Annotated in this window: 18 protein-coding genes; 3 read left to right on the top strand and 15 right to left on the bottom strand. The window is 52.6% G+C overall.

Annotation, left to right across the window (positions count from 1 at the left end):
• Positions 1-263: 263 nt before the first annotated feature.
• Together JUF13_RS03055 and JUF13_RS03060 are read right to left on the bottom strand one after the other, a co-directional pair.
• Positions 264-431 (bottom strand): hypothetical protein, encoded by a 168-nt coding sequence (locus JUF13_RS03055; RefSeq protein WP_203637656.1) that lies wholly within the window; start codon positions 429-431, stop codon positions 264-266.
• Positions 432-476: 45 nt separating this feature from the next.
• Positions 477-3,227: an HAD-IC family P-type ATPase gene (locus JUF13_RS03060; protein ID WP_203637657.1), complete on the bottom strand. Its 2,751-nt coding sequence runs from the start codon at positions 3,225-3,227 to the stop codon at positions 477-479.
• A 334-nt stretch (positions 3,228-3,561) separates the two neighbouring features.
• On the opposite strand from JUF13_RS03060, the gene JUF13_RS03065 reads away from it, so the two are divergent.
• Positions 3,562-4,539: a zinc-binding dehydrogenase gene (locus tag JUF13_RS03065; RefSeq protein ID WP_203637658.1), complete on the top strand. Its 978-nt coding sequence runs from the start codon at positions 3,562-3,564 to the stop codon at positions 4,537-4,539.
• 65 nt (positions 4,540-4,604) lie between these two features.
• On the opposite strand, the gene JUF13_RS03070 is transcribed toward JUF13_RS03065, so the two are convergent.
• The 7 genes from JUF13_RS03070 to JUF13_RS03100 form a co-directional block, all read right to left on the bottom strand.
• The gene (locus tag JUF13_RS03070) at positions 4,605-6,170 is read right to left on the bottom strand and encodes a bifunctional metallophosphatase/5'-nucleotidase (protein WP_203637659.1); all 1,566 of its coding nucleotides are present in this window, start codon (positions 6,168-6,170) and stop codon (positions 4,605-4,607) included.
• Positions 6,170-6,979, bottom strand: a complete 810-nt coding sequence (gene phnE / locus JUF13_RS03075) for a phosphonate ABC transporter, permease protein PhnE (RefSeq protein WP_203637660.1) — start codon at positions 6,977-6,979, stop codon at positions 6,170-6,172. The genes JUF13_RS03070 and phnE (JUF13_RS03075) overlap by 1 nt, the downstream gene beginning before the upstream one ends.
• Positions 6,979-7,773, bottom strand: coding sequence for a phosphonate ABC transporter, permease protein PhnE (gene phnE / locus JUF13_RS03080; RefSeq protein ID WP_203637661.1), 795 nt, complete (start codon positions 7,771-7,773; stop codon positions 6,979-6,981). Before phnE (JUF13_RS03080) ends, phnE (JUF13_RS03075) begins: the two co-directional genes overlap by 1 nt.
• Positions 7,770-8,534: a phosphonate ABC transporter ATP-binding protein gene (gene phnC / locus JUF13_RS03085; RefSeq protein WP_203637662.1), complete on the bottom strand. Its 765-nt coding sequence runs from the start codon at positions 8,532-8,534 to the stop codon at positions 7,770-7,772. Before phnC ends, phnE (JUF13_RS03080) begins: the two co-directional genes overlap by 4 nt.
• 107 nt (positions 8,535-8,641) lie before the next feature.
• Positions 8,642-9,592, bottom strand: a complete 951-nt coding sequence (locus tag JUF13_RS03090) for a phosphate/phosphite/phosphonate ABC transporter substrate-binding protein (protein WP_203637663.1) — start codon at positions 9,590-9,592, stop codon at positions 8,642-8,644.
• A 655-nt stretch (positions 9,593-10,247) separates the two neighbouring features.
• On the bottom strand, positions 10,248-10,913 hold the full coding sequence (locus JUF13_RS03095) for a hypothetical protein (protein ID WP_203637664.1): 666 nt from the start codon (positions 10,911-10,913) through the stop codon (positions 10,248-10,250).
• 22 nt (positions 10,914-10,935) lie between these two features.
• Entirely contained in the window at positions 10,936-11,427 is a 492-nt protein-coding gene (locus JUF13_RS03100) for a MarR family winged helix-turn-helix transcriptional regulator (RefSeq protein ID WP_236002661.1), read from the bottom strand.
• Positions 11,428-11,447: 20 nt separating this feature from the next.
• Between JUF13_RS03100 and JUF13_RS03105 the strand changes: the two genes are divergently transcribed.
• The gene (locus tag JUF13_RS03105) at positions 11,448-12,002 is read left to right on the top strand and encodes an NADPH-dependent FMN reductase (RefSeq protein ID WP_203637665.1); all 555 of its coding nucleotides are present in this window, start codon (positions 11,448-11,450) and stop codon (positions 12,000-12,002) included.
• Positions 12,003-12,055: 53 nt separating this feature from the next.
• On the opposite strand, the gene JUF13_RS03110 is transcribed toward JUF13_RS03105, so the two are convergent.
• Entirely contained in the window at positions 12,056-13,075 is a 1,020-nt protein-coding gene (locus JUF13_RS03110) for an NAD-dependent epimerase/dehydratase family protein (protein WP_203637666.1), read from the bottom strand.
• A 94-nt stretch (positions 13,076-13,169) separates the two neighbouring features.
• On the opposite strand from JUF13_RS03110, the gene JUF13_RS03115 reads away from it, so the two are divergent.
• A complete protein-coding gene (locus JUF13_RS03115) occupies positions 13,170-13,616 on the top strand; it encodes a MerR family transcriptional regulator (RefSeq protein WP_203637667.1) in 447 nt (148 codons plus the stop codon).
• A gap of 294 nt (positions 13,617-13,910) precedes the next feature.
• Here the strand turns inward: JUF13_RS03115 and JUF13_RS03120 are convergent, their stop codons facing one another.
• Genes JUF13_RS03120 through JUF13_RS03140 form a run of 5 tightly spaced genes read right to left on the bottom strand, consistent with a single transcriptional unit; the run spans position 13,911 to position 18,851 of the window.
• A complete protein-coding gene (locus JUF13_RS03120; protein WP_203637668.1) occupies positions 13,911-14,606 on the bottom strand; it encodes a glycerophosphodiester phosphodiesterase in 696 nt (231 codons plus the stop codon).
• A gap of 37 nt (positions 14,607-14,643) precedes the next feature.
• A complete protein-coding gene (locus JUF13_RS03125; RefSeq protein WP_203637669.1) occupies positions 14,644-16,011 on the bottom strand; it encodes an ABC transporter substrate-binding protein in 1,368 nt (455 codons plus the stop codon).
• On the bottom strand, positions 16,008-16,826 hold the full coding sequence (locus tag JUF13_RS03130) for a carbohydrate ABC transporter permease (RefSeq protein WP_203637670.1): 819 nt from the start codon (positions 16,824-16,826) through the stop codon (positions 16,008-16,010). Before JUF13_RS03130 ends, JUF13_RS03125 begins: the two co-directional genes overlap by 4 nt.
• Complete coding sequence (locus tag JUF13_RS03135; RefSeq protein WP_203637671.1) at positions 16,826-17,776, bottom strand: carbohydrate ABC transporter permease; 951 nt, start codon at positions 17,774-17,776, stop codon at positions 16,826-16,828. Before JUF13_RS03135 ends, JUF13_RS03130 begins: the two co-directional genes overlap by 1 nt.
• Positions 17,742-18,851: an ABC transporter ATP-binding protein gene (locus JUF13_RS03140; RefSeq protein ID WP_203637672.1), complete on the bottom strand. Its 1,110-nt coding sequence runs from the start codon at positions 18,849-18,851 to the stop codon at positions 17,742-17,744. The genes JUF13_RS03135 and JUF13_RS03140 overlap by 35 nt, the downstream gene beginning before the upstream one ends.
• Positions 18,852-18,974 lie beyond the last annotated feature (123 nt).

The raw sequence follows: 18,974 nt of genomic DNA on the forward strand, positions 1-18,974 counted from the left end.
TTGAGCCGCTGAGAATCGCGTCTCAAAGATACCAATTGCCTAAGCGGCCCAGCCCGCCACTAAGGCAATTCCTACGGCTGAGCCTATTTTCACCATCCCTGCGGCTACACTTGTTTAGCCCTAACCGCACAACCGGCTCTTTGTCCTTTGCCAATTCCAGCAAATTTTCAACCACGAGTCGGTACGTCCAGCCCAATCAACACTATTATCCGCGCCATTCCATAGAAAAAGGAGCCCAGCCACAATGACCGAACTCCTCTATATTAACGTTTAAGGGTAACCATTCGGTACAGGCCGATGGCGACAATCAGGATCCACACAACCGTGAATCCCGTCACCAACCAGTCCGGTAGGCTGCGGCGGCTGAGGTCAACGATCACCGCCGCCAGTACCATGATGCCGATGGGCACCCACCTAATTTTTCGTTTCATTTGCGCACCTATTTTTATCACAACGTCTCATCCACTAGGGACTGATTAGAAATTCCGTTGCTCGCGGGTGATTGTGTTGGCGTCGAGGCGATGGCGAATGGCCTTGGCAATTTCCGTGACCACCAGAACGACGACCCCGGCCATGATTGGAATCCCCCAACCGTAGAAGAAATTGACGGACGTGGTGTGGAAGACACCCTGCATCGCTGGCCAGTAAATAATCATCGCTTGCAGCAACAGCAGGATGCCGACGATAACGAAACTCATCTTATTTCTGAAGAAGTACTTCGACAGAACGGGGTGGTCATTTTGCAGGTTGAACAGGTAGAAAATCTTCCCGAAAATAATCACGTTTAGCGTCATGGTACTGCCGATAACAGCGGAGAGGCCTTGGCCCGTTAAGAGGTCGTAGGCAAACATCCCCAGCCCGGAGATCAGCAGCGACACGTAGGTCACCTCGAAGACGTCCAGCTTGGAAAGAATCCCGCGCGTCACGTCTCGTGGTCCCCGTTTCATGATGCCGCTCTCGGCCGGTTCAAAGATGAAAGCAAACTGAATCGTCAGCGCTGACACCATGTTGATCCACAACAGTTGCGTTGGGAATAACGGTAATTCCTGATCCATCAGGATACTCAGGACCACGATCAATCCTTCGGCAAAACTGGTTGGGAGGAGGAAGCGAATCGTCTTCCGAATGTTATCGAAGACGTGGCGCCCTTCCCGAACCGCGCCCAGGATCGAGGTGAAGTCGTCATCGGCCAGCACCATATCAGCGGAGTCCTTGGCAACGTCGGTCCCCCGAATCCCCATGGCAACCCCGATGTCGGCCTGCTTCAAGGCGGGCGCATCGTTGACCCCGTCACCGGTCATGGAGACCACGTGGCCACGGGATTGTTGGGCCTTCACGATTCGCAGCTTATCGGCTGGCGTCGTCCGGGCAAACACGGTGTATTTATCAATCTGCGACGCCAACTCGGCATCGCTCATCTGGGCCAGTTCTGGTCCGGTAATGGCGCGTGCCTGCTCGGACAGGTTTAACTGTTCGGCGATGGCGGCGGCCGTTTCCGGGTCATCCCCGGTGATCATCTTAACCTTGATGCCGGCGTAACGTAATTGCCGCACGGCATCGGCTACCCCAGGACGTGGGGGATCAATGATACCAGCCATTCCGGCCAAATGGAAGTTCTGCCCAACTGGCAGGTCATCGACCTCGTCGGCATCGGCGGCAACCGGTTGATACCCTAAGGCCACCACCCGTTTACCCTGTTGCGTTAACTGGGATAAGCGTTCTTGCCAAGCGTTTTCGTCGACGGTCCCGCCCTGTTCTTGCATTAAGCGAATCAGCGTTTGTGGGGCCCCCTTGACCAACAGGTAGCGTTGGCCGCGGTGGTCGACCAGCCGCGCGGAGTACCGGATGGCGGAGTCGAATGGCAGGGAATCAATTTCGGCTGGATCTGGGTCGGCGCCGACCATCTTGTGGTAGAGCGCGGTTAAGGCCCCGTCGGTCGGTTCCCCGGTCAGCACCCATTGGCCGTCTTCCTCATGGAATTCGGCATCGGAGGTCTGCCCGGCAATTTGAACCAACCACTCCAGATCAGTGTCGGCTTGCCAGTCGACGTCTTGGCCCTCGTCATTTTGAATCTGACCCGCGGCATCGTAGCCCACCCCGGACACGGTGTAGGTATCTTGTGGCGTTAAAATGTCGGTCACGGTCATTTCGTTTTTGGTCAACGTCCCGGTCTTATCGGTGTTAACGATGTCGACGGCCCCCAGTGTTTCCACGGCGGGCAGCGTCTTCACGATGACGTTTTGCTTGGTCATGGCCTGGGTCCCCATGGCGAGGACCACCGACGTGCTGGCCGGTAGCCCTTCAGGCATGGACCCCACGACCATCGTAATCACGGCGATTAATAACGTCGGCAAACTGTAGACGTGGGTGATCATCCCCAGGACGAACAGCAGGACGGCCGCAATTAAAATCGCGATGGATAAACCTAAACCTAAACTGTTTAAGTTTTTCATCAATGGCGTGGTCTGTTGCTTAACTTCGGCAACATTTTGTTGGATATGACCAATTTCGGTTTGCGTCCCGGTCACGGTCACGATTCCTCGCCCAGATCCGTTGGTCACGGCGGTTGAGGCAAAGGCTTGGTTGCGCCGTTCGGCTAACGCGAGTTCTGCCACGTCCAAGGGGTCTTCGCCCTTTTCCACGGAGTCCGTTTCACCGGTCAAGGCCGACTCTTGGATTTTTAAGTTATCCGCGTCGATCAACCGTAAGTCGGCGGGGACGGTATCCCCGGCTTCCAGTTGAACGATGTCCCCGGTTACCAGCTCACGCGCCGGCAACGTAATTTTCTGACCGTCACGAATCACGACGGCCTCGGAGACCAGTAGGGCCTTGATGCGGTCCAAAGCATTATCCGCTGAGCGTTCCTGGAAATAACCAATAAAGGCGTTCGCAACAATCACTAGCCCGATAACAATGGAGTCGGAGTAATGGTGCATGAAGAACGTCATCAGGGCGGCCGCCGCTAGGATGTAGATGATGGAGTTGTTAAATTGCTTCAAGAAGCGCAGTAAATTGGATTGCTTCTTGGCAGTTAACTCGTTGGGGCCATTTTGCTTGAGCCGCTTTTCGGCTTCGGCGGTGGTCAATCCCTCATCTTCGTTGGTGGCAAAGTCGACGAGTAAGGACTCAGTCGAGCGTTGCCATAGGGGCGACTGCTGGCTGGGTCCAGGGTCAGTGGTTTCTGCTTCGGTTGGCGTGGTAACTGTTTCTTTAGGGTCTTTCGACATGTAAATAGGTCTTCCTTTCTATTCTTGAAAATTCAGTTTAGCGGTCGGGAATCGGGAATGCAGCGTACGGTTGGTGCAAGGCGTCCACCTCCAAATCTCATTTTTAGTTAATTAATTTTACCAAGTTTTCATGAAAATTGCATCCCATTAGAGTCGATTGCAACATACTTTTAATAATAGGATGAATTGATAACGGTCACAATCAAAACGCGACCTGTTTCAGGCCCTAAGATTGGCTCCCCTAATCGATGTAGTATACTGACTAGGGAGACTGGTTCTGACCAGTCATGATTAACGTCTGAAATTTACACAAGTTTAAAAAAGGATGACCACTATGAAAGCTTGGACGATTACGGGGCCCGCGCCCCACACATTAGATGATTTAAAATTCACGGAAGTGCCCGAACCAACGCCCCAAGACGATGAAGTCAAGGTTTACGTGCGCGCCGTGGGCCTCAACCCGGCCGACTACAAGGTTATCGAAAGCAGCGATACGACTGACCCCCGTGTGGTTGGCATGGATTGCGCCGGCGAGATTGTCACGGTCGGCGCCAACGTGACGGACTGGTCCGTGGGTGACCGCGTGATGTACCACGGAGATTTGCGCCGAGCTGGTAGTTTGGCTGAATTTACCGTGACCACGTCCCTGAGTCTGGCGCCGATTCCCAGCAACGTCAGCTTTGAACAGGCGGCGGCCAGTCTTTGTGGCACCTTGACCGCCTACCAGGCACTCTACCGCAAGGCTAACCTTTCCGAACTGCCAACCGTCTTGATTCACGCCGGTGGTGGTGCCGTCGGGTTAGCCGCCCTACAGTTTGCCCACGACCTACACTTAAAAACGATTGCCACCACGTCTGCGAGAAAACGGCCGCTGGTCGAACGCGTTGGTGCGGACGTCATCATTGACTACCACGAAACGGACGTGACCACGGCAGTTCTACAAGCCACGAACGGCCTTGGGGTTGGCCTGAGTCTCAACACTATTGGCGGCGACGAGCTCACAGCCGATACCGACCGCATGGCCTACAACGGCCAAATCATTGCCATCGGCGACGGGATGCCGGCCCACTTAAATTTAGACGACAAAGCATTGGGCCTAACGCGGTCCGCACTTGGCGGCGTCTACCGGTCGAACAATCCCCAAGAAATTGCCGACCTCGGCTTTATGGCGGGCATCGTTGGTCAAAAATTGGCGACCGGTGAATTCGACCCAGTCATTGACCGCGTCCTGGCCTTTGATGATGCAGCCGAGGGTTTGAAATTACTCCAGCGTGGCGACAACCTGGGGAAGCTCGTCGTCCGAATTGCCTAATTTACAACAACTCAAAAGAGCTCACACCCGCATTTTCTGCTGGTGTGAGCTCTTTTCATGAGGCGCTATTCAGCGGTAAGGTTGACCGTAAAGTTCGTCTGCGGCCGGCCAACAACGACCGGCTGCGCCACGAAGTACTGACGGATCAGCTCCGCCATGTCGACATTGACCTCGCGACAGACCTTGTCTGGCGAAAACATCGGGTAATCCCCGCCGCCATTGCCGCGGTACTGATTCATCGCAACGGCTAACGTCTGCGTCGCTTCGACCGGTTGCCCGTGGTACATCAGCTGTGTCACGCGCTGTCCCTCCGGCCGAGTCAAGTCGAAATGATAGTCAATGCCGCTGTAAACATCATAGTTATAAAGTGCTAGTTTAGGCGTCGTAAATGCCGGTGTCACGCCGACTTGACCATCATCAGTAACGGTAAAGAAACTGGCACACCGTTCCAATGCGGCGCGCAACTCGGCTCCCGTCACCCGCTCGACGACCAACGTATTGGCATACGGATAACTATTGAGGAGTTGGCGCAACGAGACCTGTTCTCCCAGGCCCCGGACCTCGTCGTTAAACAACGCTGTCGCCGCAATATCCGTCTGACCGGCAGCCATTTCTACCGTGTTGATAAACTGGAGGTACGGGTGGCCACACAGTCGTGCCGCCATTGGATCCGTGACTGCTAGTGACTCGCCAGTGAGTTGGCCGACCGGTTGATCTAGCCAGGTTTCAACTTTCTCTTGGATAGGTGCGACTAACGCGGCCAAAGTACTATCTGGTTGGGCTGTCGCCGTCGTCAGTAAGGTTGCCGACTGGTCGACTACCTGCTTTTCCTGATTCAGTGTTAGCGTAATTTCACCCATCGCGACGCCTTTTTCACCGGGCTGCGTCGTCGGAACACCCTGGTAGACGCCTGCTAGTTGGCGGTGCTGGTGGCCCGTCACTAACGCGTCAATCCCTGGCACATCTGCTAATAGCTGATAGCCCTCATTTTCTCCCGTCAGTCGTTCCGTTGGCTGCCCCGTCTCCAGGTCGGCCTCAAAGCCACCATGGTAGGCCACAATGACAACATCGGCCAGTGCCCGCAGTTGCGGGACAAAGCGCTTGGCCGTGGCCAATGCGGATGTAAAGGTTAACCCGGTTAGATGGTCCGCTCTTTCCCAAACGGGGACGTAGGCGGTGGTCAACCCCAAGATGGCAATCTTAATGCCCCGTTCTTCAACAATCGTGTACGGGCCGTCCAAAATTTCCTGCGCAACGCCGCCCTGAACGTTGGCGCCCAACAACGGATAGTTCCGTTGACGCTCACAATTTCGCAGGTAATCTAAGCCATAATTGAATTCATGATTGCCCAGAACCCCCGCATCATAGTGAATTGATCCCGTCAGTTGGGTAAACAACGCTTGCTGGTCGGCCGGCTGCTGGGCCAAATAACTGGCAAATGCGGACCCTTGAATCCAATCTCCATTCTCAATCGTGATCACAATTTCATCCGACGTCGCCTGTTGTTGGGCCTCTTGGATGATGGTCGCCGCCTTTAACCACCCATAGTCCTGGTGATCATCCCGCCGGCTATAGTTCGTTGGCAACACATAACCGTGAACATCACTCGTTGATAAAATTTTGACTTTCATTAAATCAGCCGCTTTCGTAACTGTTCGGATAGTGAGTCAATCAAGAGCACCATGATGACGATGCCTAACAGGATAATCCCGACCTTGGGCCAGTTCCGCGTTTGAATGGCAAAAATCATGGGCGTCCCAATTCCCCCAGCGCCCACCATTCCCAGGATGGAGGCAGACCGGACAGCAATTTCAAAACGATACAACGTATAGGAAAAGAATTCCGGCATAATGGTCGGCAGCGTTGCTAGGCCAAATACCTGACCGGGACGGCCACCCGCACTCACGATGGCCTCCTCCGGCCCCCGATTCATGTTCTCAATGGCCTCGCTAAAAAGCTTGCCCAGCATCCCAATCGAATGAATGCTAACGGCTAAGACACCCGCGTAAGATCCCGGCCCCACGGCCTTGATGAACATGATGGCCAAGACAATTTCGGGAAAGGTCCGGATCAACGTCAAAACGACTTTCCCGCTCCCTGAGCGTAGGAAGAATCGTTCATGGTCCCCGCGAGCTGCCCAAAAGGCAAAGGGCACACTGATAACCGCGGAGACAATCGTCCCCAGAAAGGCGATGGCTAACGTTTGTAGGATCAAGGAAACCAAATCCTCCCCACTTCCGTCATACACGTATGACCACTGCGGGTGAACTAAACCGGCCATAATGGACCGTGAGACGACACCAGCTGATTCTTGGAGACCGGTGAACTTCAACCCACTAATCGTCCAATCATACAGCGCACCAATCACGACGACCCACAGAAGCCAGCGCCACCGTTGCCAGATGCTTCGTGACGGCTTTTCAATCAATGTGGTTATCATTAGAGTAAGACCCTCCTCAGGTGATTACTAACGCCGTCAATGACTAACACCACTGCCAGAGTAGCCAGGATAATGACAGCGGTTTGACTGTAATTAAATTCACTGAGTGAGCGCTGGAGAAAGACCCCAATCCCGCCGGCACCCAAGTACCCCAAGACGGTCGATGCTCGCACGTTTATTTCCAGCGTGTAGAGAAAATAACTCACAAACTGATTGAGGATTTGTGGCAACACCGCGTACCAAATAATGGTGACCTTGCTGGCGCCCACAGAAGTCAACGCCTCTAAGGGCCCCATATCAATGGTTTCAATGACTTCATAGAAGAGTTTGGACACCATCCCAAACGAGAAAATCGCTAAGGTCACGACCCCCGCCGTCGAGCCAATACCAAAAACAGCCACAAAAATAGCCGCTAATAAGAGATCGGGTAACGTCCGAACCAAATCCAAAAATAACCGGGTCAATCCCCGCAAGAACCGATTGTGAATCAAATTACTGGCACTTAAGACGGCGAATGGCACGGCAAACGCCGCCCCAATCGTGGTTCCCAGGATTGCCATTTGAATGGTTTCCAACAGTGGCCGAACAATCACATTGGCATACTGCCAGTCTGGATGTGACATCCGCACTAATAAATTCAGAAACTGCCCGAAGTTACTGAAGAACATCCCCACGTCGACTCCGGTCATCCGCGATGATGTCACCAATAGAATCAGTAGTAGTCCGGTCACAACAATCCCCTTCACGTGCCACCGCTGAATCCACGAACGCCGTGGAACCTTTGGAATACTCATGCCTGGACCGCCTCCGTCACATAGATTTCGTTCAGGTCGGCCTCGGTGACCTCGCTGATTGGCCGGTCATAGACCAGTTGGCCTGCCTGCAACCCAATGATGCGATCCGCATACTGCCGCGCCAACGGAACCGAATGCAGATTGACGATGACGGTGATATTGTCCTCCCGGTTCAACCGTTGGAGGGTATCCATCACGGCCTTGGTCGTTAGGGGATCCAACGACGCCACGGGTTCATCCGCCAAAATGATCTTCGGTTCCTGCATCAACGTCCGCGCAATGGCGACGCGCTGTTGTTGGCCCCCGGACAGTTCGTCCGCTCGCGTATAGAGTTTATCGGCTAAATTTACCCGCTGTAAGGACCGGACAGCCATCTCGCGGTCCGCCTGGGTAAACAACCCGCAGAGGGTCTTCCAGGTCGGGTAATAGCTTACGCGGCCGGATAGGACATTGCGTTCGACACTCGAACGATTCACCAGATTAAACCCTTGAAAGATCATCCCAATCTTACGTCGTAATAGACGTAAAGCTTGACCCTTATACGTTTGAATGGGTTCCCCGTCAATCTTAATTTCTCCAGAAGTAATCTCATGCATCCGATTAATCGTACGTAACAAGGTACTCTTTCCCGCACCAGATAACCCGACGACTACCAAAAACTGGCCTTGTGGAATCTCAAGATTAATATCCTTCAAGCCAACGGTCCCGTTGCTATAAATCTTATTCACATTTTTAAAAGAAATAATGGGTGCTTCTACCATTTATTCGTTCCCCCGTAAAAAAGTAGCAAGGTGCCAGAAACGCGCTACCCCACTACTTTTTACCATCCTTGACGACTAGACGCTTAGATTTAGCTACTTGAAGCCGCCTACTTATCTAAGCTCTTAGCCTTTTTATCGTATTGGCGAATAATATCAAAGTTACTGTCCTTAGAATCGGCGTAGCCTTGGTGTGAGTACACACTGGAAATAATGTCATGACCTTGCTTGGTCTTGGCAATTTCCTTAAAGGCGGTCGCAATCTTCTTCTGCCACTTCTCACTCATGTCGCCACGTGCAGTGATCGTATCGTTAGGAATCTTACCCGTGGTGTAGATTGGGACAACCTTGCTCATGATGTCCTTCTCATCCTTCATCACAATGTTCCGGGCGCCTTGGAAGACAAAGGCGGCATCAGTGTTCTTGTTGTAGACGGACAATACCCCTTGGTCATGACCTTTAACGGTGACGGTCTGAATACCATCCTTGTTGATGTTGACCCCATGGTCTAGCATTTCAACGGCAGGATAGATCCACCCGGCAGTTGACGTCGTATCTTGAACGGCAATCTTTTTGCCCTTCAAATCCTTGATGGACTTGATACCACTATCCTTACGAACCAGAATTTGTGACCGGTAGAAGTTCACCAGTTCCTTAGTGGCCTTGTCATTAGGTTCACTGACGCCGTAACGTTGTGCTTGCAACAGCACCTTGTCGCCGTATTGCTTGTGCGCTAAGACGTAAGCATCAGGTGGCAGGAAACCAATATCAACCTTCTTAGAACCCATAGCTTCAACGATTGTGTTGTAGTCGGTTGAGACGCTGACCGTCACGGGAATCCCCAGTTGTTTCTTTAATAACCCTTCCAGTGGCTTGGCCTTAGCTTCGATGGTTCCCGCATTAGATGATGGCACAAATTCAACCGTCAACTTCTTTGGCGCGTAAGCTTCTGACTTGGAACCTGCACTACTGGATGCCTTCCCACAAGCGGCTAATGTCGCTGGCAAGATCAATAGCGTTGCCATAATTAAGAGCAATTTCCCCTTACTCTTCAAATGCATCGCATTCACTCCTCAAATATGTATTGTTTTTCTCTAGCAAGTTCTAGTGTAGCATAAAATACGAACGAAGCAACGATTATGTTATTTATAGTTCGTTATTAACTATTTTATATTCAGCAAAATCTGATTAATAGCCGCTACATTTCGTAACACAGGAACATTCATCGACCCTTTTCCGAACTCATTTAGCAATTTCATTCAAAAATGACCGGATTTCAAATCAGCCCGCCAGCAAAATAAATCTCAAATTTTTTTGATGTACCTTTTTCTGAATATGTATTCACTCATTCTCCCCGGTAATTGAAACGAAAGGCGACAGTCCAGTCTTTTCGTTTACAATATAACCTATTACAAAATAAGGCCGCCGAAATTGTAATATTACAAATCGTCAAATTCGCCCGCAAGCCTTGATTTCTCTGTTATAGTAAATATGTCGTAAACAATTGCTTAACAAACTAACGACAAACTAAAGCTTTTTTGGTAACAGCGATTAAGGTACCCGGAAAATGCCTTAACTCTGTCTGTCCCCAATTGAATAATTAACCTTATTGAATCAGACTAAATCCCAGTTCGATTCAATGAGGTTAATTTTTTTGCCCATTTTTTCATCAAAAAAGGACGGTCCTGATTGGATCGCCCTTTTTCATTTACTTGCTTACATAACCCACCAGCGGTCCTCCACTGGCCAATGCACAAATCCCAGCTGGTACACCTTGATGCCCAAACTGTTTTGATCAGACACGGGATAGCCCATCATCCCCAATAGGCCCGGTTCCGCCACCGCCGGATGTTCGGGTGTGTAATCTAGGTAGTGAGCATCACGTAATGAACTGCGGTCAGCACTGTATGTCCCGACAATTGCCGGATACGGGGAGTGGTACCCTGCCACGAATAGCCGCGCACTGGCCTGTGGTGACAAGAGGCACAGGCACGTTAGAACAGCCACGATACCGCCGACCCATTTTGTCGACCGTCCGAAGGCCAATTTCAGCTTAGCGGTTGCCAACACCCAGCCCGTCAACAGCGTGAGTCCGGGGAGAATGACCGCCGCGTAGCCACTCAACCACTGACTGGAAAGAACCGTCAGGGGTAATAAGGTTGCCGTGATCAGTCCGTATCCGCCTGAGAAAAAGGCGAACGATCCCAGGATCAGGACCCAAGGGGCTAAGAGTAACAGGCCCTCGCCAACCAAAAATACGATTGCCCAGCCCGACTCACTATTGTTCCCGTTAATGGCGACCCAGCCCACGGTTCGCAACCACCACAGACCGTAAAATCCGAGCACGATGGCGCCCCGTTGCCACAACATTTGTTGTTTCATGATCGACTCATCTCATCTACATTTATTCGCGATACTCGCCGGGCCCCGTCAAGGTTGTTGCCAGTTGCTGCAAGACCTGCAGTAGCGCAACCTTGTCGGCGTTTGAATAGTCCTGTAGTTTATCGCGTAAAGCAGCTTCTCTGGCAATTTTGATTTGTAACAGTGCCCGTTGACCCTGGGGGCTCAGCGTGACTTGCCGAATCCGCTGGTCACGCCGCTCGACCTCCACGAGCCATCCCGCTGTGACTAGCTTATCGACCTGGCGACTGATGGACGAATGATTCCGCCCAATCTGGTTGGCCAGTTCGCCAATACTGATTCCCGGTTGGCGACCGACCCGCACAATGATTGGCAGGGCGGCCGGTTCCAGCGAGAGGTTGGCCTGCTTTAACAGACGCCGGTCTTGCTGGGGCTGATTGAAAAACGTCACGATTTCAAAGAGTGCTTCAAAAATTTCATTATCCATGTTGCCATTATACCAGAACCATGCTAAGATGTGTGCATATTGCACCATTAACTTTAAGGAGACCCTTTATGACGAAAAAAATTGGCTTAATCATTGGCTCCACGCGTCCCAGTCGAATCAGTCCCAGCATCGCGACCTGGCTCCAACAAAACGTGGCCCACGACGGCCTAAATATTGATCTCATTGACCTAGCAACCATCGACCTGCCCTTCCTGGATGAGGCCGCCATGCCTTCCGACAACCAGTACGAACTGGCGCACACCAAGCAATGGAGCGCGTTGATTCAGGGTTATGATGCCTTTATCCTGCTGTTTCCACAATACAATTGGGGTTACCCGGCACCACTGAAAAACGCCCTCGACACCCTCTACTGGGAATGGCGCGGCAAGCCCGTCAGCCTGGTTTCTTACGGCGGTCACGGTGGCTTTCAAGCGGCCCTGGGCATGCAACTGGTGGTCCGGGGATTGAAAATGCCCATCATGACCAACAACCTCCGCATCGATTTGAAAAAGGACGCCTTGGACGACAACGGTCAGTTCAAAAACACGGACGACGCCTTAGCCCCCTACGCCTTCTCTGCGCAACAGTTAGGCGCAGAATTTGCGCACGTCCTTGCCGACTAATCTAATAGAAGTATGAAAACAGCGAACTCGAAAATTTCCGGGTCCGCTGTTTTTTAGACAGTTCCAATGTGGTGCAAGCTGTCGACTGCTGCTAGAACGGCCGTCTGATTATCACTCACGGGCGTCCACCCCAGCAAGTCACGTGCCCGTTGATTGCTGACCCGATGGCCCAACTTCAGGGTCAGCGCCGCCTCACGTACAGACCGACTGAACGGTGCCAGTGCCTTTACTAAAATGCTAGGCAGTAAATGTTTAGGCAACTTGGCCGCTAACTCAGGCCGCTCCCGGCGAATCAACGTGATCATCTCCCACATTGAAATGGCCCCGTCCTCGACTGCCAACACGCGGTGATTGGCTGCCGCCGGTGTGGCCAGCGCCCGCACATGAATGTCTGCCACGTCACGAACATCCACCACGTTGACTGTTAAATTTGGCGTTGGTCGTCCCGTCAGTAGGCGCTCAACCAGGCCAAAACTGCTGGTCACATGCTGGCCCAACGCTGGTCCCAACATGGCACCGGCATTGACCGTCACTAGTTCGAGCGCCGGATGAGCGGCGACAAAGTCCCAAGCCGTGTGCTCGGCAATCAGCTTCGATTTTTCGTAGGCAGACAGCCCGCGCTGGTTCTTAGCGGTCCAGTCGGTCTCTGTGATGACGTGCTGCGGGTCAAAACTGCTAAAGCTCACGGCCCCCAGATTCGCCGTCATCACGACCCGTTGAACCCCGGCCGCCAATGCCGCCTGCAAAATGCGCTGTGTCCCCACCGTAGCGGCCGTTGTCACAGTCTCGGTAACCCGTTTATCGTTCACAAAGACAGGGGCGGCGACACTCATCACGGCATCGATGCCTTGCATAGCCTCGTTCCAACCTGCATCCTGTGTCAGATCAGCCACGATGAATTCCAAGCGTTCCACGTGATCAGTGCCGGCCGCAATCAACGTCTGCCGGACACCGGCGGCCTTCGTCAACGACCGGAGTGTGGCGCGCACCTGATAATCGGCCGCCAATAATTTTTGGATGATGTGTAAGGCTAGGAAGCCGTTGCCCCCGGTGACTAAAATTTGTTTGCGCATACTTTTCTCCTCGCTTGTCAGTTCTACATGATTTGATTTACAATGAGTCTAAACCCTAGACCATACTCTAGGGCAACCGATTGGAGGAAAAAAGTTGACCTACACCATCAAAGAAGTGGCCGAAAAAACCGGACTCTCCATTTACACCCTCAGATTCTACGACAAGCAGGGGCTTCTCCCCTTCGTGAGCCGCAATTCATCCGGCTACCGGGCGTTCACCACGGGCGACCTTCAGTTACTCAAAACCATTTGCTGTCTAAAAGATACGGGTATGAAAATTAGTGACATTCGCCAATACATCACCTACGTCATGCAGGGCCCCAGCTCCATTCCTGAACGCAGGACACTTTTGCAGGCACACCAGCAAGCAATTCTGGCCAAGCAGGCCGCCATTCAAAAGAATCTCCAGGAGATTGAATTTAAACTCAATATCTACACCTCCCCAGAGGCAGAAACGCTGGTCAATCAAGAACTAGCCGTCGCCCAAGCAGAAAAGATCGCCAATGATCTGCCAAATCCATTCCAAGCAAAAAACGCGTAGGAACATCCTGCGCGTTTTCGTTTGGCATAGATTTTGATTTATAGCAAAGATTAATCGCAAAAGTCACCAGCACCGGTGCACTAACGCGACGTCAGTGGAGCCGGAGGAGGACAGACACGGCCCCACTGTGTCGGTGGTGTTAGACCGATCGTTCTCGGCCTTACACCACGGGACGAGCTTTGAGACTCGTGTACTTCGAGGCTCAAAGTCGAGCTGGAAGACCGCTCCACAGGCTTCCAGCGGTCCCCACAGTGAGGCCGTGTCTGTCAGCCGCAGGCGCAGCGAAGAAAAACGTCAATTCACCGTAAGCTCGTCGCGAAGGGCGGTCATGGTAACGAAATCGTCGGTGAAGATGCCCGCCACACCCTTCCGAAACAGTGCCGCCGCTTCCTTCGGATCATCCACGGTCCAAATCCGCTCATCCCCGGACACATCGTCTTGGTAATGGCTCAAGTGCAGTCCGGCCAGATGCTCGTTGGCCACGAAGGCCCCGGCATTCACGACCGGCTTGCCCGTCAACCAGCAGTAAGCCTCGTTAGGCGCTAGTTTTTGACAAGTCTTTAACGTGGGTAAATGAAACGAGGAGTAGATCACCGGATGCTTTAACGGCGTCGCGTGGACCATGCCCATCACAATTTTTTCAATGTTGGGGTACTGAATCTTGTCGGTCTTGAACTCCAGGTTTAATTGCACATCGTGGGTTCCGACCAGCGTTAAGAATTCAGCCAACGTGGGAATCGGTTCATTTTCAGCCAAATGAAATTGGCGGAGCTCTGCCAACGTGTAGTCGTGGATGTACCCGGTCCCATCGCTGGTCCGGTCGAGGCGCTCGTCGTGCATGATCACTGGCACCTGATCCTTGGTCAGATGCACGTCAAATTCCAAGCCCTCGATGCCGTGATCCAGGCCGTAGGCGAATCCTGCCAGACTATTTTCTGGAAACTTAGCCGGGTAGCCCCGGTGCCCAAATACTAACGTTTTAACTGTCATTTTACCGCTCCCTATTGCCATTTTATTTTTGCTTAACTCAGTAGCCATTCGCACGGTTATTGCCTTGAATGTACGCGTTCATCGACTTCTGAGCCGTGGCCAATGATCTCTGAATATCACTCCCATTATAAATCTGTTCCATCGCCGTTTGGGTTAAGTTTCGTTCCTGAATCAGCCCTTGTAAGAAAATACCGGAATTGGTGGCGTTGGGCGTGGCGGCCCGTAATTGTTCGCCGGGAACCTTCGTCGCGGGCAACTTCTTGTACAGATTCTGCAAGACGGCTTCCTTCTGTGAGTCTTTGTTCAAGGCCAGGTAGCCGGTCGCAACCTGCCACTGGGCTTGGCTCTTCGCCGTCATCAGATACTTGATGAACTCCCAGGCGCCCCGTTGCACGTTGCTAGGCTTATCGTTTGAAATCCAGAGTGACGCGCCCCCAATGGCGACCCCGTTACTCTTCTGGCCATCCGGATGTGGGTAGTAGGTAATACCCAACTGATCCTGATTACCAGTGGTCAATTGTCCGATTGAGGCGGAACTTTGCATAAACATGCCCAAACGACCGGACAGGAAGCTGGCCGTTTCGTTGTTCTGCGCGTTGGCACCCGCGCCGTAGTTCACAAAGTCACCTTTCTTCAGGTTATCCTGAATCCACTTCATGGTCTTGACGGTGGCGGCGTTGGTGAAGTTAACGGCGGTTGGGGTCCCCGCGTGACCATCTTGCTGGTTGGCCAAAGAGACGCCGGCGTTAGCCATGAACTGTTCAAACAGCCAGCCGTAAATTTCGACCGTCATGCCTTGAACCTTCTTGTGGGACCGGTCCGTCAATTGCGTGGCTACCCGAGTAATGTCACTGTATGACGGATTAACTGGGGGTGGCGTGATCTTATATTTCTTAAGCAACGTCGCGTTGTAGTACAGCACGGGTTGTGAGGTGTTGAACGGCATGGAGAGTTGGGTCCCCTTGTTGGCGTAAAACGCTCGCGCCCCGGCGGCAATCTGGTTCACGTCGTAATGGTCCTCGTCAATAAACTTCTGAACGGGCGTGGTGTAGCCCGTATGGTGAATCTGACTGGTCGAAATGTCCATCGACTGAAAGACCGCTGGTGAGGCATCGGTGCCATGTGTGTTGATAATCTTTTGCACGGCCTCGTTGTAGTTGCCTTCAAACTCTGACACCACTTCATACTTGCTCTGTGACTGGTTGAAATCCTTCACAAAGGTATTCAACTGTTGCTGGGCAGGTCCGGTCATTTCGTTCCAGAAGACCACCTTGGTCCGTTTAGCGCCCTGCGCCTGCGCGGCGGGTTTACTCATGACCGACCACCCGGCAAAGGCAGCAATTACGGCGACCAGAATCGCCCCCAGAATCAACAAGCGTTGCTGTGATCCATTTTTGGTTGTCATTTCGTGGCCCCCTCATTGAGCCCATTCTTGAAGTAGTGTTGCCCGACGAATAGCACAATCAGCGTGGGCACAACGACGATCACGGCACTGGCTTGAATCATACCCCAGTTGTTAAACGTTTCCTGCGACTGCAGTTGTCGCAGGCCGTCTTGCACGGGTCGGAATTTGTCGCTAAACGTGGTCAACATTGGCCAGAGGTATTGGTTCCAACTCTCCAAGAAGCTGTAAGCGGCCAGCGTAAATAGGCTGATGCGCGCGTATGGTAAGGTGACCCGCCAGTAGAATTGCCAGTGGTTCAGGCCCTCGACGTCCGCGGCTTCCTTTAATTCGGGCGGAATCTGCCGGAAGGCCTGCCGCAACATAAAGATCCCAAACGCTGAGGTCAGAAACGGAATCACCATAACGGCGTAATGGTTCAGCAAGTTCAGCTGCCGGACCGTGGCGAAGTTGGGAATGACTTCTGCTTCAAATGGCAACATCATCGTCGCCAAAATCAGGTAGAACAACAGGTCGCGGCCCTTAAATTTCAGGAAAACAAAGGCATAGGCGCCCAGTGAACAAAACAGGAGCTGGGCCGCCATGGTCAACGTGGAAATAACAAAACTATTGAGTAAATAGCGTAAGATGGCCGTTTGCTTAACGGCCTCGGCGTAGTTGGCAAAGGAAATATGGGTACTCCACAGCGCCCCTTTGGCAATATCCGCCGTTGGCAACAAGCTGGTCCAAAAGCCGAGGATAAAGGGCCCCAGGATGATGACGGCCAAGAGAATCAGCACCAAATAACGTAATGGTTTACGGGTTTTCGTCTGAATCATTAGTAGGTCACCCGTTTCTCTAAGAATTTGAATTGCAGTAAGGTAAACAGCGCAATGATCACGGCTAGGATGACCGATTCAGCGCTGGCGAGGCCGTAGTTCCCGTTTAAAAAGGCATCGCGGTAGACTTGATAGACCATCAGGTTGGTCGCGTTGTTAGGTCCTCCAGCCGTCATCAGGTCAATCAACCCGAAGCTCTTGAACGCCCCAATCAGCGTGACCGTTGACGTAAAGAAGAGCGTGGGTGAAATCATGGGCAGGGTCACGTGGAAGAACTGATAACTTGGCGAAGCGCCCTCGATGGCCGCCGCCTCATATAGCGGTTGTGGCACCATTTGCAGGGCGCCGAAGAGAATCAGAAAGGTGAAGCCCAGGTTCATCCAGACGGTCGAGATGATAACGGCAATCATAGCTGGACCGGGCGTCGTCAACCACTGAACCAGTGGCAAATGCAACAAGGTCCCAATCTGGTCAAATAGGCCAATCGACGGGCTGAAAATGAACAACCAGAAAATGGCAGCGACGGAGACGGAGACCCCCATGGTGGCGGAGAAAATCGTCCGGAACCACTGGATACCCGCCAGCTTGCGGACGGCCATTTGGGCCAGTAGTAACCCGAGAATCAGGGTAAAGGCCACGACGCCAATCACATAGACGGCGGTGGCTTGCAGGCTGGCCTGATAAGCGCTCGAGGTCAATAGGTTCACGTAATTTTTCAGGCCGATAAACACAGTTGGTCGCCCAACGTTATTGGTCAGAAAGAGGCTAAGATAAAGCGTTCGCAACATCGGATAGAAAACGAAGACACCCAAAATCAAGACAGATGGTCCTAGAAAGGCTAGCGCATACCATTTATCGTTGACGTGGAGGTTAAACCCCTTCACATTCGCTTGATTCAGCGTTTTCGGTTTTAGGCTAGGCTTGGACGCTGGCGTGATTTCCTGTTGCATGACGCGTTCCCCCTTCCACCATGAATTGGGCTTGGCCGTCATGGTCGAAAACGTAGGCCTGACCAGCAATTGCGACACTTAGCCAATCACCGACGTTGTACTGGTCCTTGGCCGCAGCGACCAGCTCCAGTGGCGTTCCATCCGCGAGTTCGGCTTCCAAAATGATTTCGGATCCCAGGTACTCCACGGTCTTCACCTGCGCGTTGGGTTCGCCGGCACCTTGTGGTAAGAGGCGCAAGGCGTTGGGCCGGATACCGACCACATAATCCGCCACGGGTAAAGGTTCGGGAACACTTAATTTCAAGGTGTTGGCTAACAAAAGTTCCTTATCGGCTTCGACGCGAGCGGGCAAGAGGTTCATCCGCGGCGTCCCAAAGAAGCTGGCCACAAAGGTGTTGGCTGGCTGATTGTAAATGTCGAGGGGCGTGCCAATCTGTTGAATCTCGTGGTTGTGTAACACCATGATGTGGTCGGCCATGGTCATCGCCTCCACCTGATCGTGGGTGACGTAGATGACGGTCAACCCCAACTCCCGCTGGAGGTTCCGCAGTTCCGTGCGCATCTTGATTCGCAGTTGGGCGTCCAAGTTGGACAGGGGTTCGTCCATTAAACAAATCTTGACGTCGCTGGCAATGGCTCGGGCCAATGCGACCCGCTGGCGTTGCCCACCAGACAGGTCACGCGGCTTACGGTCTTTAAACTCGTTTAAGTTGACCAAGTCAATGGCCTTGTCGACCCGTTTCTTAATCTCATCGGCCGGAAATTTCCGAGCCTTCAATCCAAAGGCCACATTGTCGGTGACCGATAAAAATGGGAACAACGCATAGCTTTGAAAAACCATGGTGAGCTTGCGGTCCTTGGGCGGCAGGTTGGTTGCGACCTGGTCGTCAATTTGTAATTCACCAGCAGAAATCGGAATCAAGCCCGCAATCATCCGCAGCAGCGTGCTTTTACCACAGCCAGAAGGCCCGACGATGGCAAAAAACTCGCCGCTTTCAATGTGGGCACTCACATCCTCTAGCACCCAATTACCGGCCGTATACTCTTTCCCTAATGCTTTTAACTCAATTGACATTTTGCCACTCCCCTTTTTGAGTCTGGACTTAGTGTACGCGGCCTATGTAACGGTAAGATGTTGACCCTGTAAATCCTGTGTAAAGTCCCCCGGGGTTGCCATTACGATAGTTATACTATTCCG

Source organism: Levilactobacillus wangkuiensis (genome assembly GCF_016861605.1).
Classification (GTDB): Bacteria; Bacillota; Bacilli; order Lactobacillales; family Lactobacillaceae; genus Levilactobacillus; species Levilactobacillus wangkuiensis.